Below are 22,096 nucleotides of genomic sequence, written 5' to 3'. Positions count from 1 at the left end.
GGTGGTTCTGATACTATTCAAGCGGCTGCTCCGGCTTTAGAAAAGGAAAGCGGTCAATGTATTTGGCAATCATGGCTTGTACGGTTTGCTGAAAGAAAGTATTCATGAGAAATCCCCCTTAAATATCTTGATAGAGAATTTAAGGGATTTTCGCAAAGGTCTCGGTCTCTTAAAATATCAAACGATATTTATTGAAAAACCATACCGAAACTTAATAATAACGATAAAATAAGTGAATTTGTGAAAAGCAATTCACATTCACTATAAACCGCCGGAAAGCGACCCACTAAAAACAACCACACCACCGCTTTCCGCCCAACCGATTTTTATTTGAAGGATTTATCCGATATGACAAGCCAACAACAACGCGCCGAACTACAACGCCGCATCTGGCAAATCGCCAATGATGTTCGCGGCTCGGTAGACGGCTGGGACTTCAAACAATACGTTCTCGGCACTTTGTTTTACCGCTTTATCAGCGAAAACTTCACCCACTATATCGAAGCCGGTGATGACAGTGTCAATTATGCCGCCCTGCCAGATGATGTGATTACCCCCGAAATCAAAGCAGACGCTATCAAAACCAAAGGCTATTTTATTTACCCCAGCCAACTGTTTCAAAATATCGTTGCCAACGCAGAAGCAAACGAAAATTTAAACACCGATTTAAAAAATATTTTTAACGATATTGAAAACTCCGCTAATGGCTACCCTTCCGAGCGCGATATTAAAGGGCTGTTTGGCGATTTCGACACCACCAGCAACCGCTTGGGCAATTCCGTTAAAGATAAAAACCAACGTTTGAGCAAAGTATTAAAAGGCGTGGCAGACCTCAACTTTGGTGACTTCCAAAACAATCAGATTGATTTATTCGGCGATGCCTATGAATTTCTGATTTCCAATTATGCCGCCAATGCCGGCAAATCCGGTGGCGAATTTTTCACCCCACAAAACGTTTCCAAACTCATTGCCCGCCTAGCCACACACGGGCAGCAAAAAATCAATAAAATCTACGACCCCGCCGCCGGCTCCGGCTCATTATTATTGCAAGCCAAAAAACAATTTGACGAACATCTGATAGAAGAAGGTTTTTACGGGCAGGAAATCAACCATACCACCTACAACCTCGCCCGTATGAATATGTTTCTACACAATATCAATTACGATAAATTTGAAATTGCTTTAGGCGATACGCTCCTAACCCCTCAATTTCAGGAACAAAAGCCCTTTGATGCCATCGTTTCCAACCCACCCTATTCGCTCAAATGGATAGGCAGCGACAACCCGACCCTGATTAATGACGACCGCTTTGCCCCGGCCGGCGTATTGGCGCCGAAATCCAAAGCCGATTTTGCCTTTATTATGCATTCGCTCAGCTACCTTTCCGCCAAAGGCCGCGCCGCTATTGTTGCCTTTCCCGGTATTTTTTACCGTGGCGGCGCAGAGCAAAAAATCCGCCAATATCTGATAGACAATAATTATATTGAAACCGTGATTGCACTCGCGCCCAATCTCTTCTTCGGCACCAGCATTGCCGTGAATATTGTGGTTTTGTCTAAGCACAAAACCAATACCGATATTCAATTTATTGATGCCGGCGGTTTATTTAAAAAAGAAACCAATAATAATGTGCTCACCGAAGAGCACATTGAAAAAATCATGCAGGTGTTTGCCGATAAAGCCGACGTTCCCCATTTTGCCCAATCGGTTAATTACGATACCGTGGCCGATAATGACTACAATTTGTCGGTAAGTGCTTATGTGGAAGCGGAAGACACGAGCGAAGTGATCAATATTGCCGAATTAAATGCCGAGATTCAAAGCACTGTTGCCAATATTACCCGTTTACGCAGCGAAATTGATGCCATTATTACGGAGATAGAGCAATGAATACTAATCGGATAATGGAGAAATTGCTTCAGGGGGCTGAAGTAAAATGGAAAATTTTAGAAGAGATAGCTGATATTGCCAATAATGCAAGAAAACCAGTTAAAGCATCTTTTCGAGTCAATGGCAAAATACCTTACTACGGTGCTAATAATATTCAAGATTATGTAGAAGGGCATACACATGATGGAGAATTTATATTAATTGCAGAAGATGGATCATCCAGCCTTGAAAACTATTCCATTCAATGGGCAACAGGAAAATTTTGGGCTAATAATCATGTGCACGTTATTCGCAGCAAACCCATATTACAAAATCGTTTTTTATATCACTATTTACGAAATATTAATTTTATTCCCTATTTAACAGGTGGAACTAGAGCAAAATTAACAAAAGCAAAAATGTTACAAATTCCTATTCCTATTCCCCCTTTATCAGTCCAAACTAAAATCGTACAAATTTTAGACACACTAACCTCCCTTACAGCCGAGCTTACAGCCGAGCTTACCATGCGGAAAAAGCAATACCATTATTATCGCAACAAATTACTTAATTTTACAAATCAAGAAGTTAAATGGAAAGAATTAGGAGAAATTGGTGAAATTCGTATGTGCAAACGAATCTTAAAGCATCAAACTTCAAACTCTGGAGATATACCATTCTATAAAATAGGTACTTTTGGAAAAAAACCAGATGCTTATATATCAAAAGAATTATTTGATGAGTATAAAAATAAATATAGTTATCCTAAACTCGGAGAAGTTTTAATTTCCGCAAGTGGCACTATAGGCAGAACTGTAATATTTGATGGAGAAGATGCATATTTTCAAGATAGTAATATTGTATGGATTGGAAACAATGAAGATGAAATATTAAATAAATTTTTATACTATATTTATCAAGTTGTTAACTGGAATATTGCTGAAGGTGGAACTATTAAACGTCTTTATAATAATAATTTAAGAAAAATAAAAATCCCCATTCCACCACTTGAAGAACAAGCCCGTATTGTCGCCATTCTCGACAAATTCGACACCCTCGCCCACTCCATTAGCGAGGGCTTGCCGCGTGAAATCGAATTGCGTCAAAAGCAATATGAATACTACCGCAATTTATTGCTTGATTTTCCACACCCACAATAGGCCGTCTAAACATTGCCCGATACAATATTCAAGATTTAGAGAAAGAAAACGCTATGACCGAAACCCAACCTATCGCCGAAACCAATCATTTTATTATTCTAGATAAATATACCAAAATCGAACAAAGCGGGTCTTATCAAACCGAAAGCCAATTGGAGCAAGAGCTGATTAGCGATTTGCAAAACCAAGGCTATGAATACCGCAAAGATTTAAATAGCACGGAAAAACTATTGGCCAATCTGCGCGAACAGGTGCAAAAACTCAACCATATTACTTTCAGCGATAATGAATGGCAGCGTTTTTTAGAAGAATACCTCCATAGGCCGTCTGAAAACCTGATTGAGCGAACCCGTAAAATCCACGATAACCATATTTATGACTTTATATTTGATGATGGCCATATTAAAAATATCGCGCTCTTAGATAAGAAAAATATCACCCGCAACCATGTGCAGGTGATTAATCAGTTTGAGCAAAAAGGCAGCCATGCCAACCGCTATGATGTCACCATTTTAATCAACGGCCTGCCTTTGGTGCATGTCGAATTGAAAAAGCGCGGGGTGTCTATTCGCGAGGCGTTTAATCAGGTACACCGTTATAGCAAAGAGAGCTTAAACGATAAACATTCGCTGTTTCAATATGTGCAGATGTTTGTGATTTCCAACGGCACCGATACGCGCTATTTTGCCAATACCACCCAGCGCAATAAAAACAGCTTTGATTTCACCATGAATTGGGCGAAAAAAGATAATTCGCTGATTAAAGATTTAAAAGACTTTACGGCAACGTTTTTTGAAAAAAAATCGTTGTTGAGCGTATTGCTTCATTATTCGGTGTTTGACTCAAACGATACCCTGCTAATTATGCGCCCTTATCAAATTGCAGCCACCGAGCGCATTCTCTGGAAAATCAAAAGTGCTTATCAGGCAAAAAATTGGCGGAATGTCGAAAGCGGCGGCTATATTTGGCATACCACAGGATCGGGCAAAACCTTAACCAGTTTTAAAACAGCACGGCTGGCCACGGAATTGGATTTTATTGATAAAGTATTTTTTGTGGTTGACCGCAAAGACCTTGACTATCAAACCATGAAAGAATATCAACGCTTTTCACCCGACAGTGTAAACGGCTCGACCAACACCGCCGGGCTGAAGCGCAATATTGAAAAACAAGACAATAGAATCATTGTTACCACGATTCAAAAACTAAACAATCTGATAAAAAGTGAAGAAGACCTACCGATTTATAATAAGCAGGTTGTGTTTATTTTTGATGAATGCCACCGTTCGCAATTTGGCGAAGCGCAAAAAAATATCAAGCAAAAATTCAAACGCTATTATCAGTTTGGCTTCACCGGCACGCCGATTCTCAAAGACAATGCTTTAGGCAATAAAACTACGCAAGATGTATTCGGCGAGCTGCTACATACTTATGTGATCACCGATGCTATTCGCGATGAAAAAGTATTGAAATTTAAAGTGGACTACAACAATGTTCGGCCAAACTTTCAGCAGATGGAAAGCGAGAAAGACGAGCATAAACTTTCTGCTTTGGAAACGAAACAGGCTTTATTGCACCCCAAACGTATTGAAGAAATTTCGCAATATATTTTAGATAATTTTAATAAGAAAACACACCGCCGCAATGGCAACCAAGGCTTTAATGCTATGTTTGCCGTGAGCAGCGTTGATGCGGCCAAACTCTATTATGAATCTTTTAAAAAGCTTCAAGCAGACAGCCCCAACCCACTGAAAATCGCCACTATTTTCTCATTTGCCGCCAATGAAGAGCAAAGTGCCGTCGGCGATATTCCCGATGAAAATACCGACCCGACAGCAATGGACGCCAGTGCCAAAGAGTTTCTCAATGCGGCGATTCAAGATTATAACGCTCTGTTTAAAACCAATTTCAGCGTAGACAGCAAATCATTTGAAAATTATTACCGCGATTTATCTTCGAAAGTTAAATATCGGAAAGTGGATCTGCTGATTGTGGTCGGCATGTTCCTCACCGGCTTCGATGCGCCAACATTAAACACTTTATTTGTCGATAAAAACCTGCGCTATCACGGTCTCATACAAGCTTATTCACGTACCAACCGCATTTATGATTCAACAAAAAGCTTCGGCAATATTGTTACCTTCCGCGATTTGGAGCAAGACACCATTGATGCCATTACCCTATTTGGCAATCAAAATACTGCCAATGTGGTGCTGGAAAGAAGCTATCAGGAATATATGAACGGCTATACCGATACCAACGGTAAAGAACATCCGGGCTATGCGGATATTGTGAAAGAATTGCAAGAACGCTTCCCTACTCCCGATGCTATTGACACGGAAAAAGACAAAAAAGATTTTGCCAAATTGTTTGGCAAATATCTTAAAGTAGAAAATATCTTGCAAAACTATGATGAATTTACTGTTTTGCAAACATGGCAACAGATTGATCAAACCGATGCCGATGCAGTAGCCGAATTTAAAGATAAATTCTATTTGAATGATGCCGATATTGCAGCGATTCCCGCAGTTGAAATACCTAGTGAACGGACTATCCAAGATTATCTTTCTACCTACCGCGATATCCGCGATTGGCTACGCCGTAAGAAAGAAAGTGAAAACCCCGAACAAACCGAGCTTGATTGGAATGATGTAGATTTTGATGTGGACTTGCTCAAATCGCAAGAAATCAATCTGGATTATATTTTAGAATTGATTTGGGAACACAATCAGAAAACCAAGAATAAATCGGCATTGGCAGAAGAAATCCGCCGCACTATCCGCGCCAGTGGCAACGCGGCGAAAGAAAGCATGATTGTTGATTTTATCAATCGAACCGATCTGGATAAGATTGTCGATAAAGCAGGCATTATTGAATCTTTTTATGCTTTTGCCCGCGATGTACAACAACACGAAGTTCAAGCATTGATTGATGAAGAAGCACTCAATATTGATGCCGCCAAACGTTATATTTCCGCTTCGTTAAAACGTGAATATGCCAGCGAACACGGCACCGCGCTGAATGATATGCTGCCGAAAATGAGCCCGCTCAATCCGGCATACCATACGAAAAAACAAAGCGTTTTTGAAAAAGTTTCCGCACTGGTTGAAAAATTTAAAGGTGTAGGCGGCGATATTTCATAACACAGATGCACGTAGCCTGTTGGCCGTCTGAAACCTTTCAGACGGCCTTATCCATACTCAAACAAACACAAACCACATTAATGCCCTTTGCCCGCATATTGTGCTTTATAGGCCGTCTGAACCGGATTAATTTCCGCCAAACGCGCCTTATCAATGGCTTCGGCGATTTTCTGCGGCGTTTCCGCATAAGCCGCGGCAATCGCTGCCGTGTCGATATTATTAGCCGCATGCAGCAGTTCGAGCCAGTGGGCACGTTGCGGATACGGGGCATTTTCACGATGCAAGCGGCCGCGCGTATCGGCGACACACACATTCAAAGCCGCTTCAAAACGCTGCGGACGGCGGAAAGCATCTACTTTTTTTAATGTTTTCAACACCGTCGCCGGCTTTAATTCGCCCACGCTATGAAAAATAATATGCCAACGGCACACCAATTCCGCCAACTCAGCGCAGGCTTTCGGCACTTTCCAACGCGCGTTTACCGTGCGGACGGGTTCTACTCCTGCCATATCGTGGCCGTGATGGCGCGGCAGAATATCGGCCGGGGTCAACGCCTTGCCCAAATCGTGCAACAGCGCGGCATAGCGTTCGGGCAGGGTCAAACCGCTGTCTGCCGCATATTGCAACACCATCATGGTGTGGATACCGCAATCGATTTCGGGGTGATAGTCGGCACGTTGCGGCACGCCGAACAAGGCATCCACCTCCGGCAGCAATACCTTTAAAGCGCCGCACGCACGCAACACTTCAAACATACGAACCGGCTTCGGCTCCATCAACCCTTTCGCCAATTCCTGCCACACCCGTTCCGCCACCAACGCATCGACTTCGCCGTTTTCCACCATCTGCCGCATCAATATCATGGTTTCGGGGGCCACTTCAAAATCATAGCGGGCGGCAAAACGGGCAGTGCGCAAAATCCGTACCGGATCTTCGGCAAAGGCGGGGGAAACGTGGCGCAACACCTTATGCTGTAAATCGTGCTGTCCGCCGAAAGGGTCGATAATCAGGCCGTCTGAATCCTGCGCCATCGCATTGATGGTTAAATCGCGGCGCATTAAATCCTGCTCTAAGGTGACGTCTTTTTCGGCATAAAAATCAAAGCCGGCATAGCCTTTGGCCGTTTTGCGTTCGGTGCGCGCCAAAGCATATTCTTCCTGACTTTGCGGATGCAGAAAAACCGGAAAATCCTTGCCGACCGGCCGAAAACCCGCCGCCATCATTTCTGCCGCATCCGCCCCCACCACCACCCAATCGCGATCGGTAACCGGCAGATTCAATAAACGGTCGCGCACGGCGCCGCCGACCAGATAAGTTTTCATCATAGCTTTCCATCAAACGTTTCAAAATAAACCCGATGCTTATTCACGGGCATAAAGCCGTTCTAACCATTATGCCCAATATACGATGCACATTGTATAGCAATCCGAATCGCCATGCTTTTTCAGACGGCCTCCGGATAAACCCTGTATAATGTCGCCTTAAATATTAATACAAAGTAAAAACATGGCAAACCAAAGACTTATATACGGCTTTCACGCTGTAAACGCCCGCTTGTGGCAAAACCCGAAAAGCATTACCGAGCTTTATATCCAAGAAGGCCGCAACGATGCCCGCACCCGCGACGTGCTCGAAAAAGCGGCTACCGAAAAAGTGCGCGTTCATTTCGCAGCGGCGGATAGATTAAACACCATCAGCAAAGGGGCACGCCATCAGGGCGTGGTCGGCTTTATCGACGCTTCTAAAAACCATGTGCATCTGGAAGACGTTTTGGAAAACCTAAGCGAACCGGCCCTATTATTGGTATTAGACGGCATTACCGACCCGCACAACCTCGGTGCCTGCCTGCGTACCGCCGACGCAATGGGCGTACACGCCGTTATCGCGCCGAAAGACAAAAGTGCGGGGCTGAACGCCACCGTTAGCAAAGTAGCCTGCGGCGCGGCGGAAACCGTGCCCTATATTACCGTCACCAACCTTGCCCGTACCCTGCGCGAGTTGAAAGAATACGGCATTTGGGTGGTCGGCACCGATATGGAAGGCAGCAGCGACCTATACCACTGCGACCTGCCCGAAAGCGTGGCGTGGGTAATGGGCAATGAGGGCGAAGGTATGCGCCGCCTTACCCGCGAACATTGCGATTTGCTGGTTTCAGTGCCAATGTTTGGCACGGTGGAAAGCATGAACGTATCGGTTACCGCCGGTATGGTTTTGAGCGAAACACGCCGCCGCCGCGTGTTAGCCACTGAACAATAAGGCTTTAAGACCGTCTAATAATAAGTTTGCCATGCGTTCAGACGGCCTATTAACCGTTTCAGGCAAACCGGTTGAATTTTTTGGAACCTTCGTTATGCTTATATCCAAAATAAAACATAAAAGGGAAAGACAATGATGCTATGGTTTATTGCTGCCGCACTGATTTTAATTCTCGAATTATTCATCGGTACCATTTATCTGTTAGTGGTCAGTGCCGCCCTATTCGGTGCCGGTATTGCCGCACTTTTATTTAACAGTCTCAGCATCAGCATCTTGGTGGCTGCAATACTTTCCGCCGTCGGTATTTGGTGGACACACGGTTGGATTAAACGCCGCCGCCATTCCGATAACGAAGAATCCGCCCGCAATGATTTGGACATCGGTCAAACGGTAAAGATTACCCGCCACCTGCACGGTGCAAACTATGAAGTGCATTACCGCGGCACACTCTGGCAGGCTCAGGCGCAAAATGCCGCTTCTTCCGATGCACCGGTTTCGCAAACTGCCGTTATTGTCGGGAAAAACGGCAATACCCTTCTTATCCAACTACATTAAGGAATCATTATGGATCTTGGCTTTTTATTAAATTTTCCCTTGTTGATTTTAATTGTCGTGGTGGTATTCGGCTTCAAATCGTTTACCGTTGTGCCACAACAGGAAGCCTATGTTGTCGAGCGTTTGGGGCGTTTTTATAAGGTATTGAACCCCGGTTTGAATATTCTGATTCCGTTTATCGACCGTATCGCCTATAAACATACCCTAAAAGAAATCCCGCTTGATGTGCCCAGTCAGGTGTGTATCACCCGTGACAACACCCAATTAACGGTGGACGGCATTATTTATTTCCAAGTAACCGATCCCAAACTGGCTTCTTATGGTTCGAGCAACTACATTATGGCCATCACCCAACTGGCGCAAACCACTTTGCGTTCGGTTATCGGCCGTATGGAATTGGATAAAACCTTTGAAGAGCGCGATGAAATCAACAGTATTGTCGTATCGGCTTTGGATGAAGCCGCCATATCGTGGGGTGTAAAAGTATTGCGCTACGAAATCAAAGACTTGATTCCGCCGCAAGAAATTCTGCGTTCTATGCAGGCGCAAATTACCGCCGAACGTGAAAAACGTGCCCGTATTGCCGAATCGGAAGGCCGCAAAATCGAACAAATCAACTTGGCCAGCGGTCAACGTGAAGCGGAAATCCAACAATCCGAAGGTGAAGCGCAAGCGGCTATCAATGCGTCCAACGGTGAAAAAATCGCCCGCATCAACCATGCCCAAGGTGAAGCCGAAGCCCTGCGTCTGGTGGCCGAAGCCAATGCCGACGCCATCCGCAAAATTGCCGAAGCCCTGCAAAACCCCGGTGGCAATCAGGCCGTGAACCTAAAAATCGCCGAGCAATATGTAGAAGCCTTCAGCAAACTGGCGAAAGAAAGCAATACCTTGATTATGCCGGCCAATGTCGCCGATATCGGCAGCTTGGTTTCTGCCGGATTGAAAATCGTAGAAGGCAACAACAAACCTGCCCAATAAGCGATATTGCTTATATAAAAGGCCGTCTGAAATCTTTTCAGACGGCCTTTTATCATTAAAAACAAACCTTTGTGCTACACATATTCCAATAATGCCGCAGGCGTAGCAATACGCCGGTCATATAGCCATTCTTCGGTTTTATCGGTCGGCGCAATATAGCCCCAATCCACCAACACGGTTTTCATACCGGCATTTTTTCCGGCTTCCATATCCCGCTCGGCATCGCCGACATAAATACATTTTTCAGGCACTACGCCGATTTGTTCGCAGGCATAAAACATCGGCTCGGTGCTCGGTTTGGGTCGGCTGCATGTATCGCCGCTCACCACCACGGCGGGCGGATGAACGAGTCCCAGCTTGGGCACCAACCGGTCGGTAAACGTTTTCGGCTTATTGGTAATAATCCCCCACTTGATGCCGCGTGCCGCCAACTCGCTAATCAATGGATTAATACCCTTGAATAATACGGTTTCTTTATCGAAACAACGCTCATATTCGTCCAGATATTCCCGCCGCCAATCGGCATGTTCGGGATGCTCTTTGGTGATGCCTGCCCCCAACAAAATCAGGCCGCTGGCACCATGGCTGGCAACGGGGCGGATTTCGTCCATACTTTTTTCAGGCAGGCCGTGACGGCGCAACAAGGTGTTGAGTGCACCGCCCAAGTCTAGCGCGGTATCGGCAAGGGTGCCGTCCAAATCGAATAATACGGCTTCGGTCATAAATTTTCCTTCTTATCAAACAGCCTCAAGGGTTGTCTGCACTATCAACGGATTAGGCCGTCTGAATGGTTTTCAGACGGCCTGAATTCTAACAGATTTAGTGATGGTGTTGATGGTCGTGGCTTTCGGCACTTGGCTCACTAATCGAACACAACACGCTGTCTTCATGCGGGTGTTTGCTGCTTTCGGTTTGTATGGTGGTATGGCGGATATTTTCGTGTGCCAAAGTATGTTCGATGCGGTACACAATCTGCTCGGCCTCGGCTACGCTCAAACGGCCGTCCACTACAATATGGCATGACAATACATGCACATTGCTGGTAATCGTCCACACATGCAAATCATGCACCGATAATACGCCGTCGGTTTTTTGGATAATCGCCAGCAATTCGCCGGTATCGATATTTTCCGGCGCACCCTCCATCAGAATATTCAGGGTTTTCTTGAATACCTGCCAACCGCTGCGCCCCACCAAAGCTGCCACGAGGATACTCGCCAACGGATCCGCCCACTGCCAGCCGAACGCCATCATCAAAATAGCCGCAGCAACGGCACCGAGCGACCCGAATAAATCACTCAACACATGCAGATACGCCCCGCGCATATTGATATTGCCGTCGGTATCGCTGCCGCGCAGCATATACCATGCCACAAAAACATTCACCAACAGCCCGACCAAACTAATCACCAACATGCCGGTAGTGGCGATTTCCGGCGGATGGCGGAAACGGTCGGCCGCTTCATAAAAAATCAAGGCCGCAATCACCATCAGCGAAATGCCGTTAAATGCCGCCGTTAGGATTTCAAAGCGTTTGTAGCCGAATGTTTTTTGCAGGGTGGTGGCTTTTTCGCCGAGTTTAAACGCCAACAAAGCCACGCCAAGCGAAAAAGCATCGCTAAACATATGCCCCGCATCCGACAACAACGCCAGCGAGTGCGTCAGCCAACCGCCGATGGCCTCGACCAACATAAACGCAGCAATCACGGCAAACGATACCGCCAATACCCGTTTATTGGCGGTATGAGCATGGGCGTGATGTGAATGATCGTGTGCCATAAACGTGCTTCCTTACTATCATTAATAAGGCCGTCTGAAAAATATACGGCAATAGTGTTTCAGACGGCCTCGAACTCAAGCGGTTGGGTAATGCGGATAAAACATATACCTTCCTTAATCGGTTAAGAACGTTCCGCCGTATCCTGTTCGGCCAATACCGCGCGAATCAGATCTTCCGCGCCATCGTCCGCCAATTTTTTGGCAACGGCACGGCCCAAAGCATCGGCATAAGCTACCGGTGCTTCGGCTTCGGCCTGCAAAATCACCGAACCGTCGGGGTGGCCGACCAAGCCGCGCAAGGTTAATAAACCGTTTTCTTCGGTACAATACGCCGCCAACGGTATCTGGCAACTGCCGTCCAACGCCCGCGCCAGCGCACGCTCTGCGGTCACACAGGCATTGGTCAGCGCGTGATTGAGCGGGTTTAAGGCTTCCAATAAATCATAACGGTGGGCGGCGATTTCAATCCCCAGCGCGCCCTGCCCGGCAGATGGCAGGCTGTCGGTCGGCGGCAATATCATACGGATACGGTCGTCCAAACCCAAACGTTGCAAACCGGCAGCCGCCAGAATAACGGCATCGTATTCGCCCTTATCCAGCTTGGCCAAACGGGTTTGCAAATTGCCGCGCAACGGCTTCACATTCAAATGCGGATAACGCGCCCTTATCTGCGCTTCGCGGCGCAAACTTGCCGTGCCGACTACCGCACCTTCCGGCAGCTCTTCCAAGCGCCCGTAGTTTGAAGAAACAAACGCATCAAAAGGATTGGCGCGCTCACAAATAGCCGCCAAAGCAAAACCCTCCGGCAATACCATCGGCACATCTTTAATCGAGTGTACCGCCAAATCGGCGCGGCCGTCTTGCAATGCCTGCTCCAACTCTTTAATAAACAAACCCTTGCCGCCAATTTTTGACAGCGTTTTATCGAGAATCTGGTCACCGCGCGTAGTCATCCCCAAAATGCTGACTTCGCAATCGGGATAAAGCTGTTTCAGACGGCCTTGAATATGTTCGGCCTGCCACATGGCCAACGCGCTTTCACGGCTGGCGATTACAAGTTTTGTAGGAGTCATAGAAATATATTGAAAAACGTTGTCAAAACAACACAAGTCTATCATGTTTTTCAGACGGCCTTATGCTATATTTCAGCCTGAACACTTTCCTACCTGAATTTATGAAACGCGCTAAAAAATTTCCTTTTCTCAAACTACAAAAACAACGTTTTCATCTACATTTCGACAATCAAAGCAGCTTAAACGGCCTACCGACGGAACACGATTTCTACCGTTGGGTCTGGCATGCTTTGAAAAACGACTACCGCCGCGCCGATATCAGCATTATCCTGCTTGATGAAGAAGACGCCCGCGCCTATAACGCCGACTACCGCGGTAAAGACTATGCCACCAATGTATTGAGTTTTGCCCTAAACGAAGGCGATATGATGCCCGGCAGCTTTTCAAACTGCCTCTACGGCGATTTAATTATCTGCCCGCCGGTTGTGCTCAAAGAAGCCCACGAACAAAACAAGACACCGATACAACACTTTGCCCACCTAACCATACACGGCATCCTGCATTTGATGGGCTACGACCACATTGAAACAGACGACGCCGAAATCATGGAAACACTTGAAATCCGCCTGCTGAATCAGTTAGGATATACCAACCCCTATTTACAGGATTAAATACGAAAATGGACGACAGCCAGTCGAAACCCTCATTTTTTGAACGTTTGGTCGCCCGCATCTCCGGCGACGCTCCCGAATCTGCCGAAGAAGTACTCAACGTACTGAGACAGGCGCACGAACAAGAAGTATTCGACAGCGACACCCTGCTGCGACTTGAAAAAGTATTGGATTTTGCCGAACTCGAAGTGCGCGACGCCATGATAACGCGCAGCCAGATGGACGTAGTCAAAGCCGAAGAAAGTATGGAGCGCATTATTTCCTATGTGATCGAAACGCCCCGTTCGCGCTTTCCCGTTATCGGCGAAGATAAAGACCATGTTTTAGGCATCCTGCACACTAAAGACTTGCTCAAGTATGCCCTCAATCCCGATCATTTCAATCTGCAAAGCATTATCCGCCCCGCAGTTTTCGTGCCCGAAGGCAAATCACTCAACACGCTTTTAAAAGAGTTCCGCGAACAGCGCAATCACATGGCGGTTGTCGTGGATGAATATGGCGGCGTGTCCGGCTTGGTCACCTTTGAAGATATTATCGAACAGATTCTCGGCGACATCGAAGACGAGTTCGACGAAGAAGAAGGCGACAATATCGCCCCCGTATCTGCCGAACGCTACCGTATCCATGCCGTTACCGAAATCGAAGACATCAACGAATATTTCGGTACCGATTACAGCGACGACGAAGTCGATACCATCGGCGGCTTGGTGATTCAGGAAATCGGCCACCTGCCCGTTCGCGGTGAGAAAGTGGTTATCGGGCCGTTGCAATTTACCGTTGCCCGCGCCGACAGCCGCCGCCTGCACACCCTAATGGCTATCCGGGTTAAAGATAAAGAGTAACCCGCGACCGACAGCCAATTAAAATAGTCAAACCGAATGATTCAAATACTTAAAATTTGAATCATTCGGTTTTTGTTTTGTTTCGACTCTACCCCGATTGGTCGTTTGCCATCACAACCCGGCAGCAGAATCATACTTAAACCAACTGCTCGCCCCAATGTAGTTTCTGGCGCAGGGTTTTGTAATACTGATAGTCGGTCGGGTGTAAAACCCTGAGCGGATGGCGGTAGCGGTGGATTTTAATGCGGTCGAAATTTTGTACATCAACAAAAGACTGACCATCGAAATGTACTCGGGCATCGCCACTTTTAGTGATAAGAATTTCAATTTCACAAGTGTCGGCAATCGCAATCGGTCTGTTTGTCATTGATTGCGGGCAAATCGGCACCAATGTAAACGCACGCAGACTGGCCTGCATAATCGGCCCGCCGGCTGCCAGAGCATACGCGGTAGAACCTGTCGGTGTGGAAACAATCAAGCCGTCTGATCGCTGCGTATACACAAATTCCCTATCGATAAAAACCTCAAATTCAATCATCTGCCCCGCACCGCCGCGCGAAACCACAACATCATTTAATGCAAAAGAAGTGGTTGCCACCTCACCGTTACGTATTAATGAAGTTTCCAACAAAATCCGCTCTTCCGGCAAATATTTTCCGGTAAGCATACCGTTTAGGGTTACCACCATTTTTTCACGCTGAACCTGCGTTAAAAAGCCCAAATGGCCTTGGTTAACACCGATAATCGGCACACGGAAAGGCGCGATAATACGGGCAACGGAAAGAAAGGTACCGTCCCCACCCAGCACAATCACCAAATCGCATTGCTTGCCCATATTGCTTTTATCACTGATATGGCATACTTCGATATCTTCGTCGCAAGCCGAACCGTCTTTAACTGCAGATTCGTCAAGATAAATATCAAGCTGCTTTTCTTTTAGAAAAGTCACCAAAGTATGGATGGTTTCCTGAATGTGCGGCGTTTCCGGTCGGGGTACGATTCCGATGTGTTTAAACTGGCTGTTCATGTCGCAATATTGGGCACGCTAAATAAGAATGATTGATTATAGCTTTTTTTATACTGTTGCCGAAAGAGATTTACCCAAAACTTCCTTAGCATCCATTTGTTTTTTAATATCATATAGTTTTATACACCAGTCCTGTCTGTTTATCGTCAAGGCCGTCTGAAAAACAGCTGTTTCCTATTTTATGACTAATAAATCATATATCATCATTTTCTTAGTTTATTATAAATGATATGATTATTTTATATAAATCAGAAAAATATTTGAATCATGAGCATCAAACAATGGCCGGAAGGCGAACGCCCGCGTGAAAAATTAATGGCTAGGGGTGCGGGTGCATTAAGCGATGCCGAATTATTGGCTATTTTGCTAAGGGTTGGCACAAGGGGAATGAGTGCGGTGGATTTGGCACGCTATCTATTGGGTGAATTCGGCAGCTTGGGCAAATTAATGAGTGCGGAAGAAAAACAGCTTTCGGCTTATAAGGGCATGGGGCAAGCCAGTTATACCCAATTTGCCGTGGTGCGCGAAATCGGACGGCGCCTGTTGCGTGAAGAATTGCAGGAATCGGTATTAATGAATCACCCGGAGGATGTGGCTGATTTTCTCAGGCTTCATCTGGCGCACGAACGGGTTGAAGTCAGTTTTGCCCTCCTGCTCAACCGCCAAAACCAATTAATCGCCCTACATGAGTTGGCGCGCGGAACGGTTTCAGAAAATACCGTTTATACGCGCGAAATCGTGAAGCTGGCGCTTGACGAATACGCCAGCAGTATTATTCTCGCCCACAATCATCCGGGCGGCTCACCCGAACCTTCCCAAGCGGATATTGCATTTACCCGTAAACTCTCGCAAGCGCTTAATCTGGTTGATATTACTTTATTGGATCATTTTATCGTCACCGCAAGGCAGGTGACTTCATTTCAACAACGCGGCCTGATGATGCCCGTCTGAAGCCTTTACCCTACGGTGAAACCATTAGCTTAAAAACAGTTTATAGGCCACATTATGGGTTTCTTCTTCATAAACGTAGCCCAAACCGTCTAAGAAAGCAGTAAACGCATCATTGTCTTGCGGCGGTACATCCACACCGACCAATACCCGACCATAATCCGCGCCGTGATTGCGGTAATGGAATAAGGTAATGTTCCAATCGGTTTGCATATGGTTCAAAAAGCGTGCCAACGCACCCGGGCGTTCGGGGAATTCAAAACTGACCACCCGCTCATCAGCCACTTTATGCGTACGCCCGCCCACCATATAGCGGGTATGGATTTTTGCGATTTCGTTATGGGTCAGATCCGTGCTGGGTAATCCTGCCGCATTCAGCTCTTCACTGATTTTGGTCAAGTCCTGCACGCCGGCCGTCTGGATACCGACAAAAATATGCGCGGTTTTGTCGTCGCCGTAGCGGTAGTTGAATTCGGTAATATTGCGGTTGCCGATAATGTTCACAAACTGGCGGAAGCTGCCCGGTTTTTCGGGAATGGATACGGCGAAAATCCCTTCGTTGCCCTCGCCCAATTCGCTGCGTTCGGATACATGGCGCAGGCGGTGGAAGTTAATATTGGCACCGCTGGTAATCGCCACCAGATTTTCGCCTTCGGCTTTGGTGCGGTTAATGTAGGCTTTCAAGCCGGCCAATGCCAAGGCGCCTGCCGGTTCCATAATCGAGCGGGTGTCGTCGAAAATATCTTTAATCGCGCTACAAATGGCATCGGTATCCACCGTAATAATATCGTCGAGCAAATCGCGGCAAATGCGGAAGGTTTCCTCACCTACCAATTTAACAGCAGTGCCGTCTGAAAATAGCCCCACGTCTTTTAAAGCAACCCGTTCACCTTTGGCAATGGAAACTTTCATAGCGCAGGAATCATTGGTTTGCACACCGATAATTTTAATTTCGGGGCGGATTTGTTTGATAAACGCAGCCACACCCGCTGCCAAGCCGCCGCCGCCAATCGGCACGAAAATGGCATTAATATCATCGGAAGTCTGACGCAAAATTTCCATACCGATGGTGCCTTGTCCGGCAATCACATCGGGGTCATCAAATGGGGCGATATAAGTCAAACCCTCTTTTTCTACCAGTTCGACCGCATGATCATAAGCATCGTTAAAAGATACACCTTTGAGCACCACTTCGCCACCACGGTTTTTCACTGCATCAATTTTGATCTGCGGCGTAGTTTCCGGCATCACAATCACGGCACGACAGCCCAAACGCTGAGCGGATAAAGCCACACCCTGTGCATGATTGCCCGCACTGGCGGTAATAATACCGCGTGCCAGCGCATCTTTGGGCAGCTTGATCATTTTGTTGTAGGCGCCGCGTATTTTGAATGAAAATACGGGTTGTAAATCTTCGCGCTTCAGTAAAATATTATTATTGGCGCGCTGCGATAAGCTGCGTGCTTTTTCCAAAGGGGTTTCTACGGCAACGTCATAAACGGAAGCGGTTAGGATGCGGATAAGGTAGTCGGAATAAGATGGCGTATTCATAAGTTAATTTTTATTGGAAACAGAAAGATAACAATCAAAAAAAGCCTTGTAGCATTCTTGCGCCCGGTCGGTAAAGCCTTGGAAAGCCGAATTTTACCTGCTTCCAAAGCCGGATAAAGCGCGATCGCGATGTAGCGCAAAGCAACAAGGATAAAGGCAAAACCATACCCCTCAGGCCGTCTGAAAGCAAGAAAAATCTTAGCAAATGAACACATTAATAGGTATAATGCCTGCTCAAAATATTAAGCACCACCGCCTATCAGCAACAGGATATTAAATACCAAATAGGCCGTCTGAAAAACAAAGCTGTTATACTTTTTACAATCTATTCATCTATTCACAAAGATAAAATATGCACATGAAGAAAACTTTACTCGGCCTGATAGCGGCCGCTTTTATTTCAAGCAGCGCGCTTGCTGCACCTGAACAAGCTGCTTCTGCGGTAGTCACCGCACCGGCTGCCACCCCTGCTGCTGCATTAACACCGGACACGCCTGCCGTTCCCGTTCCCGATATTGCGGCCACAGCCTATATTATTAAGGATTTGCAAAGCGGTCAGATTCTTGCAGAAAAAGGCTTGAACGAACAAATCGAGCCGGCATCACTCACCAAACTGATGACAGCCTATCTAGCTTTCAAAGCACTCGACAACGGTACTTTAAAACCGAATCAAATGCTGACCGTATCGGATAAAGGCTGGCGTGCGGAAGGTTCACGCATGTTTCTTGATCCGAAAGTGCCCGCCAGCGTCAGCGATTTGATTAAAGGCTTAATCGTACAATCCGGCAATGATGCCGCTATCACCTTGGCCGAAGCCATGGGTGGAAGCGAGGAAGGCTTTGCCAATATGATGAATGCCGAAGCCAAACGCTTAGGGCTCACCCAAACTTTTTACCTCAACAGTACCGGTTTACCCGGCGAAGGCCATTTAACCAGCGTAAATGATTTGGCAATTTTAGCCGGTGCCATTATTCAAGATTTCCCCAAGTATTATCCGATTTACTCTATGAAATCGTTTAAATACAATAACATCGAACAACCCAACCGCAATCTGCTGCTCTATCGCGATTCCAGCGTAGACGGCCTGAAAACCGGCCACACCAGCAGCGCCGGCTATAATTTGGTCGCCTCCAGCAAACGCAACGGCCGCCGTGTTTTATCTGTCGTAGTCGGTACCGAAAGCACCGAAGCCCGTGCTTCGGAAAGCAGCAAATTATTAAACTGGGCACTGCAATCGTATGACACTCCCAAATTATACGATGCCAATCAAACCATTTCCCAAGTAAAGGTTTATAAAGGCAGCAGCAATGCGGTGAACGTCGGTTTCCTCAATGCCGCCTATGTCACCATTCCGCACGGCGAAGGCCAAAATATCAAGCCGATACTCGAAACCGTCCAACCCGTATTGGCGCCGATTGAAAAGGGTCAGGTTTTGGGTAAACTCAAAATCATGAACGGCAGTACCGTGTTGGCGGAAAAAGAAGTGGTTGCCCTGAACGAAGTGGAAGAAGCCGGCTGGTTTGGCCGCGTTTACGACAGCATCGTTTTATGGTTTAAAAACTTATTTGCCGATGAATAACCGTTTTTGATACACAACGTGCTTTATGCTATATATAAAAGCCGTCTGAAATATTTCAGACGGCTTTTATTACGCAGATATAACAACCCAAAAGCAGACACTTTGCTTTATCGGCAAACAATCTTAAAATAAGCACCGTTCACATTAAAATACGCCGTACCGCTTAAACAAACTTAAATTATATTACGGCCGTCACTCTACAAGGAGAAATCTATGACTGTTTTACCCCGCCCCGAAGTTGATGAAAACGGTTTACTCGAATATTCCGTCGTCTATACCGACCGCGCTCTCAACCACATGTCGCAAAAATTTCAGACGGCCTTACGCTATATTTCCGCCACGCTGAAAAAAGTTTACAACGCCCCCCATACCGCCATGATTCCCGGCAGCGGCACTTCGGGCATGGAAGCCGTAGCCCGCCAATTGGCCCGTGATGAAAAATGCCTGATTATCCGCAACGGCTTTTTCAGTTTCCGCTGGTCGCAAATTTTGGAAAAAGGCCGGATTGCCGCCGACACAAAAGTCTTAACCGCCCGCCAGGAAGATGCCGCCCAAGCACCGTTTGCCCCTGCGCCGATAGACGAAGTATGCGCTGAAATCGCCGCCTACCGCCCTGCCCTCGTATTCGCTCCGCACGTTGAAACCGCTTCCGGCATTATGTTGCCCGAAAGCTATATCCGTAAACTGGCCGATGCCGTGCATAAAGTAGGCGGTTTATTAGTGATTGACTGTATCGCCTCCGGCTGTATCTGGCTGGATATGGAACAGCTCGGCATTGATATTCTGATTTCTGCGCCGCAAAAAGGCTGGAGCGGCTCGCCCTGCTGTGGCTTGGTGATGTTGAACGAAACAGCCTATCAGAAAGTACAAAGCACTGAATCAGATAGTTTCGATCTTGATTTAAAAAAATGGCTGCAAATTATGGAAGCCTTTGAAAACGGCGGCCATGCCTATCATGCCACCCCGCCGACCGACGCCTTGCTAAAACTGCATGATGTGATGAAAGAAGCCGAAGCCATCGGGTTCGACAAACTCAAAGCTGCCCAAACCGATTTGGGCAATAAAATCCGTTCACTGTTGGCTGAAAAAGGCTACCCGAGTGTGGCTGCAAAAGGTTTTGAAGCGCCCGGCGTCGTGGTTTCCTATACTACCCGTGCCGATATTCAAAGCGGCAAGGCCTTTCTGGATAAAGGTGTACAAATCGCTTCCGGCGTACCGCTACAATGCGGCGAACGCAGCGACTTCCAAACCTTCCGCATCGGCCTATTCGGCTTAGATAAGCTGCAAAATATCAATCAGGCCGTCTCATCATTTGCCGATGCTTTAGATAAGGTATAAGTCAATCTAAGCCATTATCTTATTAAAACAGGCTAAGTTTGTAGCAGCTGGTAGGTTTACCCTGTGTCTGTTCGATTTCGCGGTGCAGTTTGTCGCTTTCGTATTGATTACAATAAAGAATGTGTGTGCCTAAAAGGGCACACACTCTACACTTTGAATAAACATTTTATATAGATGACAATTTGTTATTTGTTTTTAAAAATACCGTATAATCATTTGTGTGATCTGGATTTTCTGCATGATTATCTATATCAGAAATATCTATTACTGTATTAAAGCTAATATCAGATATGATTAAAGTGAAAAAATCTTTCTTTTTTATTAAACTCGACCAATAATCTATTAAATTTTTATAGGTTACCGAAAAAATAGGGTATGATTGTTCTGAAAATCCAAATTTATTTAACGCTGATGTATTACCACAATAAAGAATATAAAAAACTTCATCTTTACGATAATACTTTCTCATAAGTTCTATAAACTCATCATAAAATTTATCTTTTGACAGATAAGATTCATCTTTTTTAGACGAAAAATGATTATATATTTCAATAGATTCAGGTATAAGAAAAACATCAATAGTACTATCTAGTGCTTTTTTCATTTCATCATCTATTTCCCATAATTTTAGAATCCGATGTTGATTTAATTTACATTGTTCTAAATCAGGTTTAAATAACATGATCAATATCCTATATATTTCCACTCAACCTATAAAGGATACTATTCTATCAATGATAAAATAAAGAATCATCTTATCCAATATAGCATTAACTTAATTATATTATTTTATCATAAAGAATATTTATTAGTTAAAATAGGAAATATATATTAAGAACATCTAAAGTTTCTTACAAACAATATTTTTTAAATATATTTACTTATCTAATAAAAATATCCTAACTATTTCACAACCAAAGTCGTCATCAAATTTCGAATAAACTATTTTAAAAGTATTTTTATAGCCTAACTCAGTTAAAGATTCATTGAGCCACGGTACATCATCTAAATTTAATAATTTTTTTGCTCAAAAGACTCTTTATATTTTGATTTGGAAATACATAAATTTGGTATATAAAATCCATATAATTCAAATAATTATAATCCCGGATATGTTATACAAAAAAACAAATTATCAAATTCATTATTGTTCAATATATTTTTTGCAGTTAATTTTATTTAAATAAAATATAGTCGTATTCAAAAAAAGAATTTAATTTTCCCTTAGGTAATATTTCCAAAAAAGGACTTTCTCTTCCAGTTCTAGTGATCAATGGGACTTCCTCTAATTCCTTTTGCCCCCTTTAATATTAACTATATTAAATGCTTGCCGAGGTCCTCCCTGCTCCCACTTTTTACAACGTCTTTTTCGTTCTTTCTCTTACTC

General features: G+C 45.4%; 18 protein-coding genes. 11 read left to right on the top strand and 7 right to left on the bottom strand.

The features are described 5' to 3' along the window. Nucleotides 1–348 precede the first annotated feature (348 nt). Genes D0T92_RS05405 through D0T92_RS05395 form a run of 3 tightly spaced genes read left to right on the top strand, consistent with a single transcriptional unit; the run spans nt 349 to nt 6,172 of the window. On the top strand, nt 349–1,890 hold the full coding sequence (locus D0T92_RS05405) for a type I restriction-modification system subunit M (RefSeq protein WP_151050935.1): 1,542 nt from the start codon (nt 349–351) through the stop codon (nt 1,888–1,890). Beyond that, nucleotides 1,887–3,029, top strand: coding sequence for a restriction endonuclease subunit S (locus D0T92_RS05400; RefSeq protein WP_191963675.1), 1,143 nt, complete (start codon nt 1,887–1,889; stop codon nt 3,027–3,029). Before D0T92_RS05405 ends, D0T92_RS05400 begins: the two co-directional genes overlap by 4 nt. 53 nt (nt 3,030–3,082) lie before the next feature. Then, on the top strand, nt 3,083–6,172 hold the full coding sequence (locus D0T92_RS05395) for a type I restriction endonuclease subunit R (protein ID WP_151050933.1): 3,090 nt from the start codon (nt 3,083–3,085) through the stop codon (nt 6,170–6,172). A 77-nt stretch (nt 6,173–6,249) separates the two neighbouring features. Here D0T92_RS05395 and D0T92_RS05390 read toward each other — a convergent pair whose 3' ends face one another. Beyond that, nucleotides 6,250–7,494 carry a multifunctional CCA addition/repair protein gene (locus tag D0T92_RS05390; RefSeq protein WP_151052991.1) on the bottom strand — a complete coding sequence of 415 codons (1,245 nt, stop codon included), beginning with the start codon at nt 7,492–7,494 and terminating at the stop codon, nt 6,250–6,252. 184 nt (nt 7,495–7,678) lie between these two features. Here D0T92_RS05390 and rlmB point away from each other — a divergent pair, with 184 nt between their 5' ends. The 3 genes from rlmB (at nt 7,679) to D0T92_RS05375 (ending at nt 9,961) form a co-directional block, all read left to right on the top strand. Continuing rightward, the gene (rlmB, locus tag D0T92_RS05385) at nt 7,679–8,428 is read left to right on the top strand and encodes a 23S rRNA (guanosine(2251)-2'-O)-methyltransferase RlmB (RefSeq protein WP_151050931.1); all 750 of its coding nucleotides are present in this window, start codon (nt 7,679–7,681) and stop codon (nt 8,426–8,428) included. A gap of 132 nt (nt 8,429–8,560) precedes the next feature. Next, entirely contained in the window at nt 8,561–8,983 is a 423-nt protein-coding gene (locus D0T92_RS05380) for an NfeD family protein (RefSeq protein WP_151050929.1), read from the top strand. Between the two features lie 9 nt (nt 8,984–8,992). Continuing rightward, nucleotides 8,993–9,961, top strand: coding sequence for an SPFH domain-containing protein (locus tag D0T92_RS05375; protein WP_151050927.1), 969 nt, complete (start codon nt 8,993–8,995; stop codon nt 9,959–9,961). Between the two features lie 74 nt (nt 9,962–10,035). Here D0T92_RS05375 and D0T92_RS05370 read toward each other — a convergent pair whose 3' ends face one another. The 3 genes from D0T92_RS05370 to hemC form a co-directional block, all read right to left on the bottom strand. Continuing rightward, complete coding sequence (locus D0T92_RS05370; protein WP_151050925.1) at nt 10,036–10,683, bottom strand: HAD family hydrolase; 648 nt, start codon at nt 10,681–10,683, stop codon at nt 10,036–10,038. Nucleotides 10,684–10,780: 97 nt separating this feature from the next. Continuing rightward, complete coding sequence (locus D0T92_RS05365) at nt 10,781–11,740, bottom strand: cation diffusion facilitator family transporter (RefSeq protein WP_151050923.1); 960 nt, start codon at nt 11,738–11,740, stop codon at nt 10,781–10,783. Nucleotides 11,741–11,862: 122 nt separating this feature from the next. Next, nucleotides 11,863–12,813 (bottom strand): hydroxymethylbilane synthase, encoded by a 951-nt coding sequence (gene hemC, locus D0T92_RS05360; RefSeq protein ID WP_151050921.1) that lies wholly within the window; start codon nt 12,811–12,813, stop codon nt 11,863–11,865. A 101-nt stretch (nt 12,814–12,914) separates the two neighbouring features. Between hemC and ybeY the strand changes: the two genes are divergently transcribed. Continuing rightward, nucleotides 12,915–13,424 (top strand): rRNA maturation RNase YbeY, encoded by a 510-nt coding sequence (gene ybeY, locus D0T92_RS05355; RefSeq protein WP_151052990.1) that lies wholly within the window; start codon nt 12,915–12,917, stop codon nt 13,422–13,424. Between the two features lie 8 nt (nt 13,425–13,432). Then, a complete protein-coding gene (locus D0T92_RS05350) occupies nt 13,433–14,266 on the top strand; it encodes an HlyC/CorC family transporter (RefSeq protein ID WP_151050919.1) in 834 nt (277 codons plus the stop codon). Nucleotides 14,267–14,402: 136 nt separating this feature from the next. On the opposite strand, the gene D0T92_RS05345 is transcribed toward D0T92_RS05350, so the two are convergent. Continuing rightward, complete coding sequence (locus tag D0T92_RS05345) at nt 14,403–15,293, bottom strand: NAD(+) kinase (protein WP_151050917.1); 891 nt, start codon at nt 15,291–15,293, stop codon at nt 14,403–14,405. A gap of 267 nt (nt 15,294–15,560) precedes the next feature. Between D0T92_RS05345 and radC the strand changes: the two genes are divergently transcribed. Beyond that, complete coding sequence (radC, locus tag D0T92_RS05340; RefSeq protein WP_151050915.1) at nt 15,561–16,244, top strand: RadC family protein; 684 nt, start codon at nt 15,561–15,563, stop codon at nt 16,242–16,244. Between the two features lie 24 nt (nt 16,245–16,268). On the opposite strand, the gene ilvA is transcribed toward radC, so the two are convergent. Continuing rightward, nucleotides 16,269–17,792 carry a threonine ammonia-lyase, biosynthetic gene (gene ilvA, locus D0T92_RS05335; protein WP_151050913.1) on the bottom strand — a complete coding sequence of 508 codons (1,524 nt, stop codon included), beginning with the start codon at nt 17,790–17,792 and terminating at the stop codon, nt 16,269–16,271. A 358-nt stretch (nt 17,793–18,150) separates the two neighbouring features. Between ilvA and D0T92_RS05325 the strand changes: the two genes are divergently transcribed. After that, on the top strand, nt 18,151–19,371 hold the full coding sequence (locus D0T92_RS05325; protein WP_151050909.1) for a D-alanyl-D-alanine carboxypeptidase family protein: 1,221 nt from the start codon (nt 18,151–18,153) through the stop codon (nt 19,369–19,371). 213 nt (nt 19,372–19,584) lie between these two features. Further along, nucleotides 19,585–20,709 (top strand): aminotransferase class V-fold PLP-dependent enzyme, encoded by a 1,125-nt coding sequence (locus D0T92_RS05320; RefSeq protein ID WP_151050907.1) that lies wholly within the window; start codon nt 19,585–19,587, stop codon nt 20,707–20,709. Nucleotides 20,710–20,875: 166 nt separating this feature from the next. On the opposite strand, the gene D0T92_RS05315 is transcribed toward D0T92_RS05320, so the two are convergent. Continuing rightward, nucleotides 20,876–21,391 carry a hypothetical protein gene (locus D0T92_RS05315; protein ID WP_151050905.1) on the bottom strand — a complete coding sequence of 172 codons (516 nt, stop codon included), beginning with the start codon at nt 21,389–21,391 and terminating at the stop codon, nt 20,876–20,878. Nucleotides 21,392–22,096 lie beyond the last annotated feature (705 nt).

The organism is Neisseria zalophi, from assembly GCF_008807015.1.
GTDB lineage: Bacteria > Pseudomonadota > Gammaproteobacteria > Burkholderiales > Neisseriaceae > Neisseria > Neisseria zalophi.
This window is presented reverse-complemented; position numbering and strand designations above follow the sequence as displayed.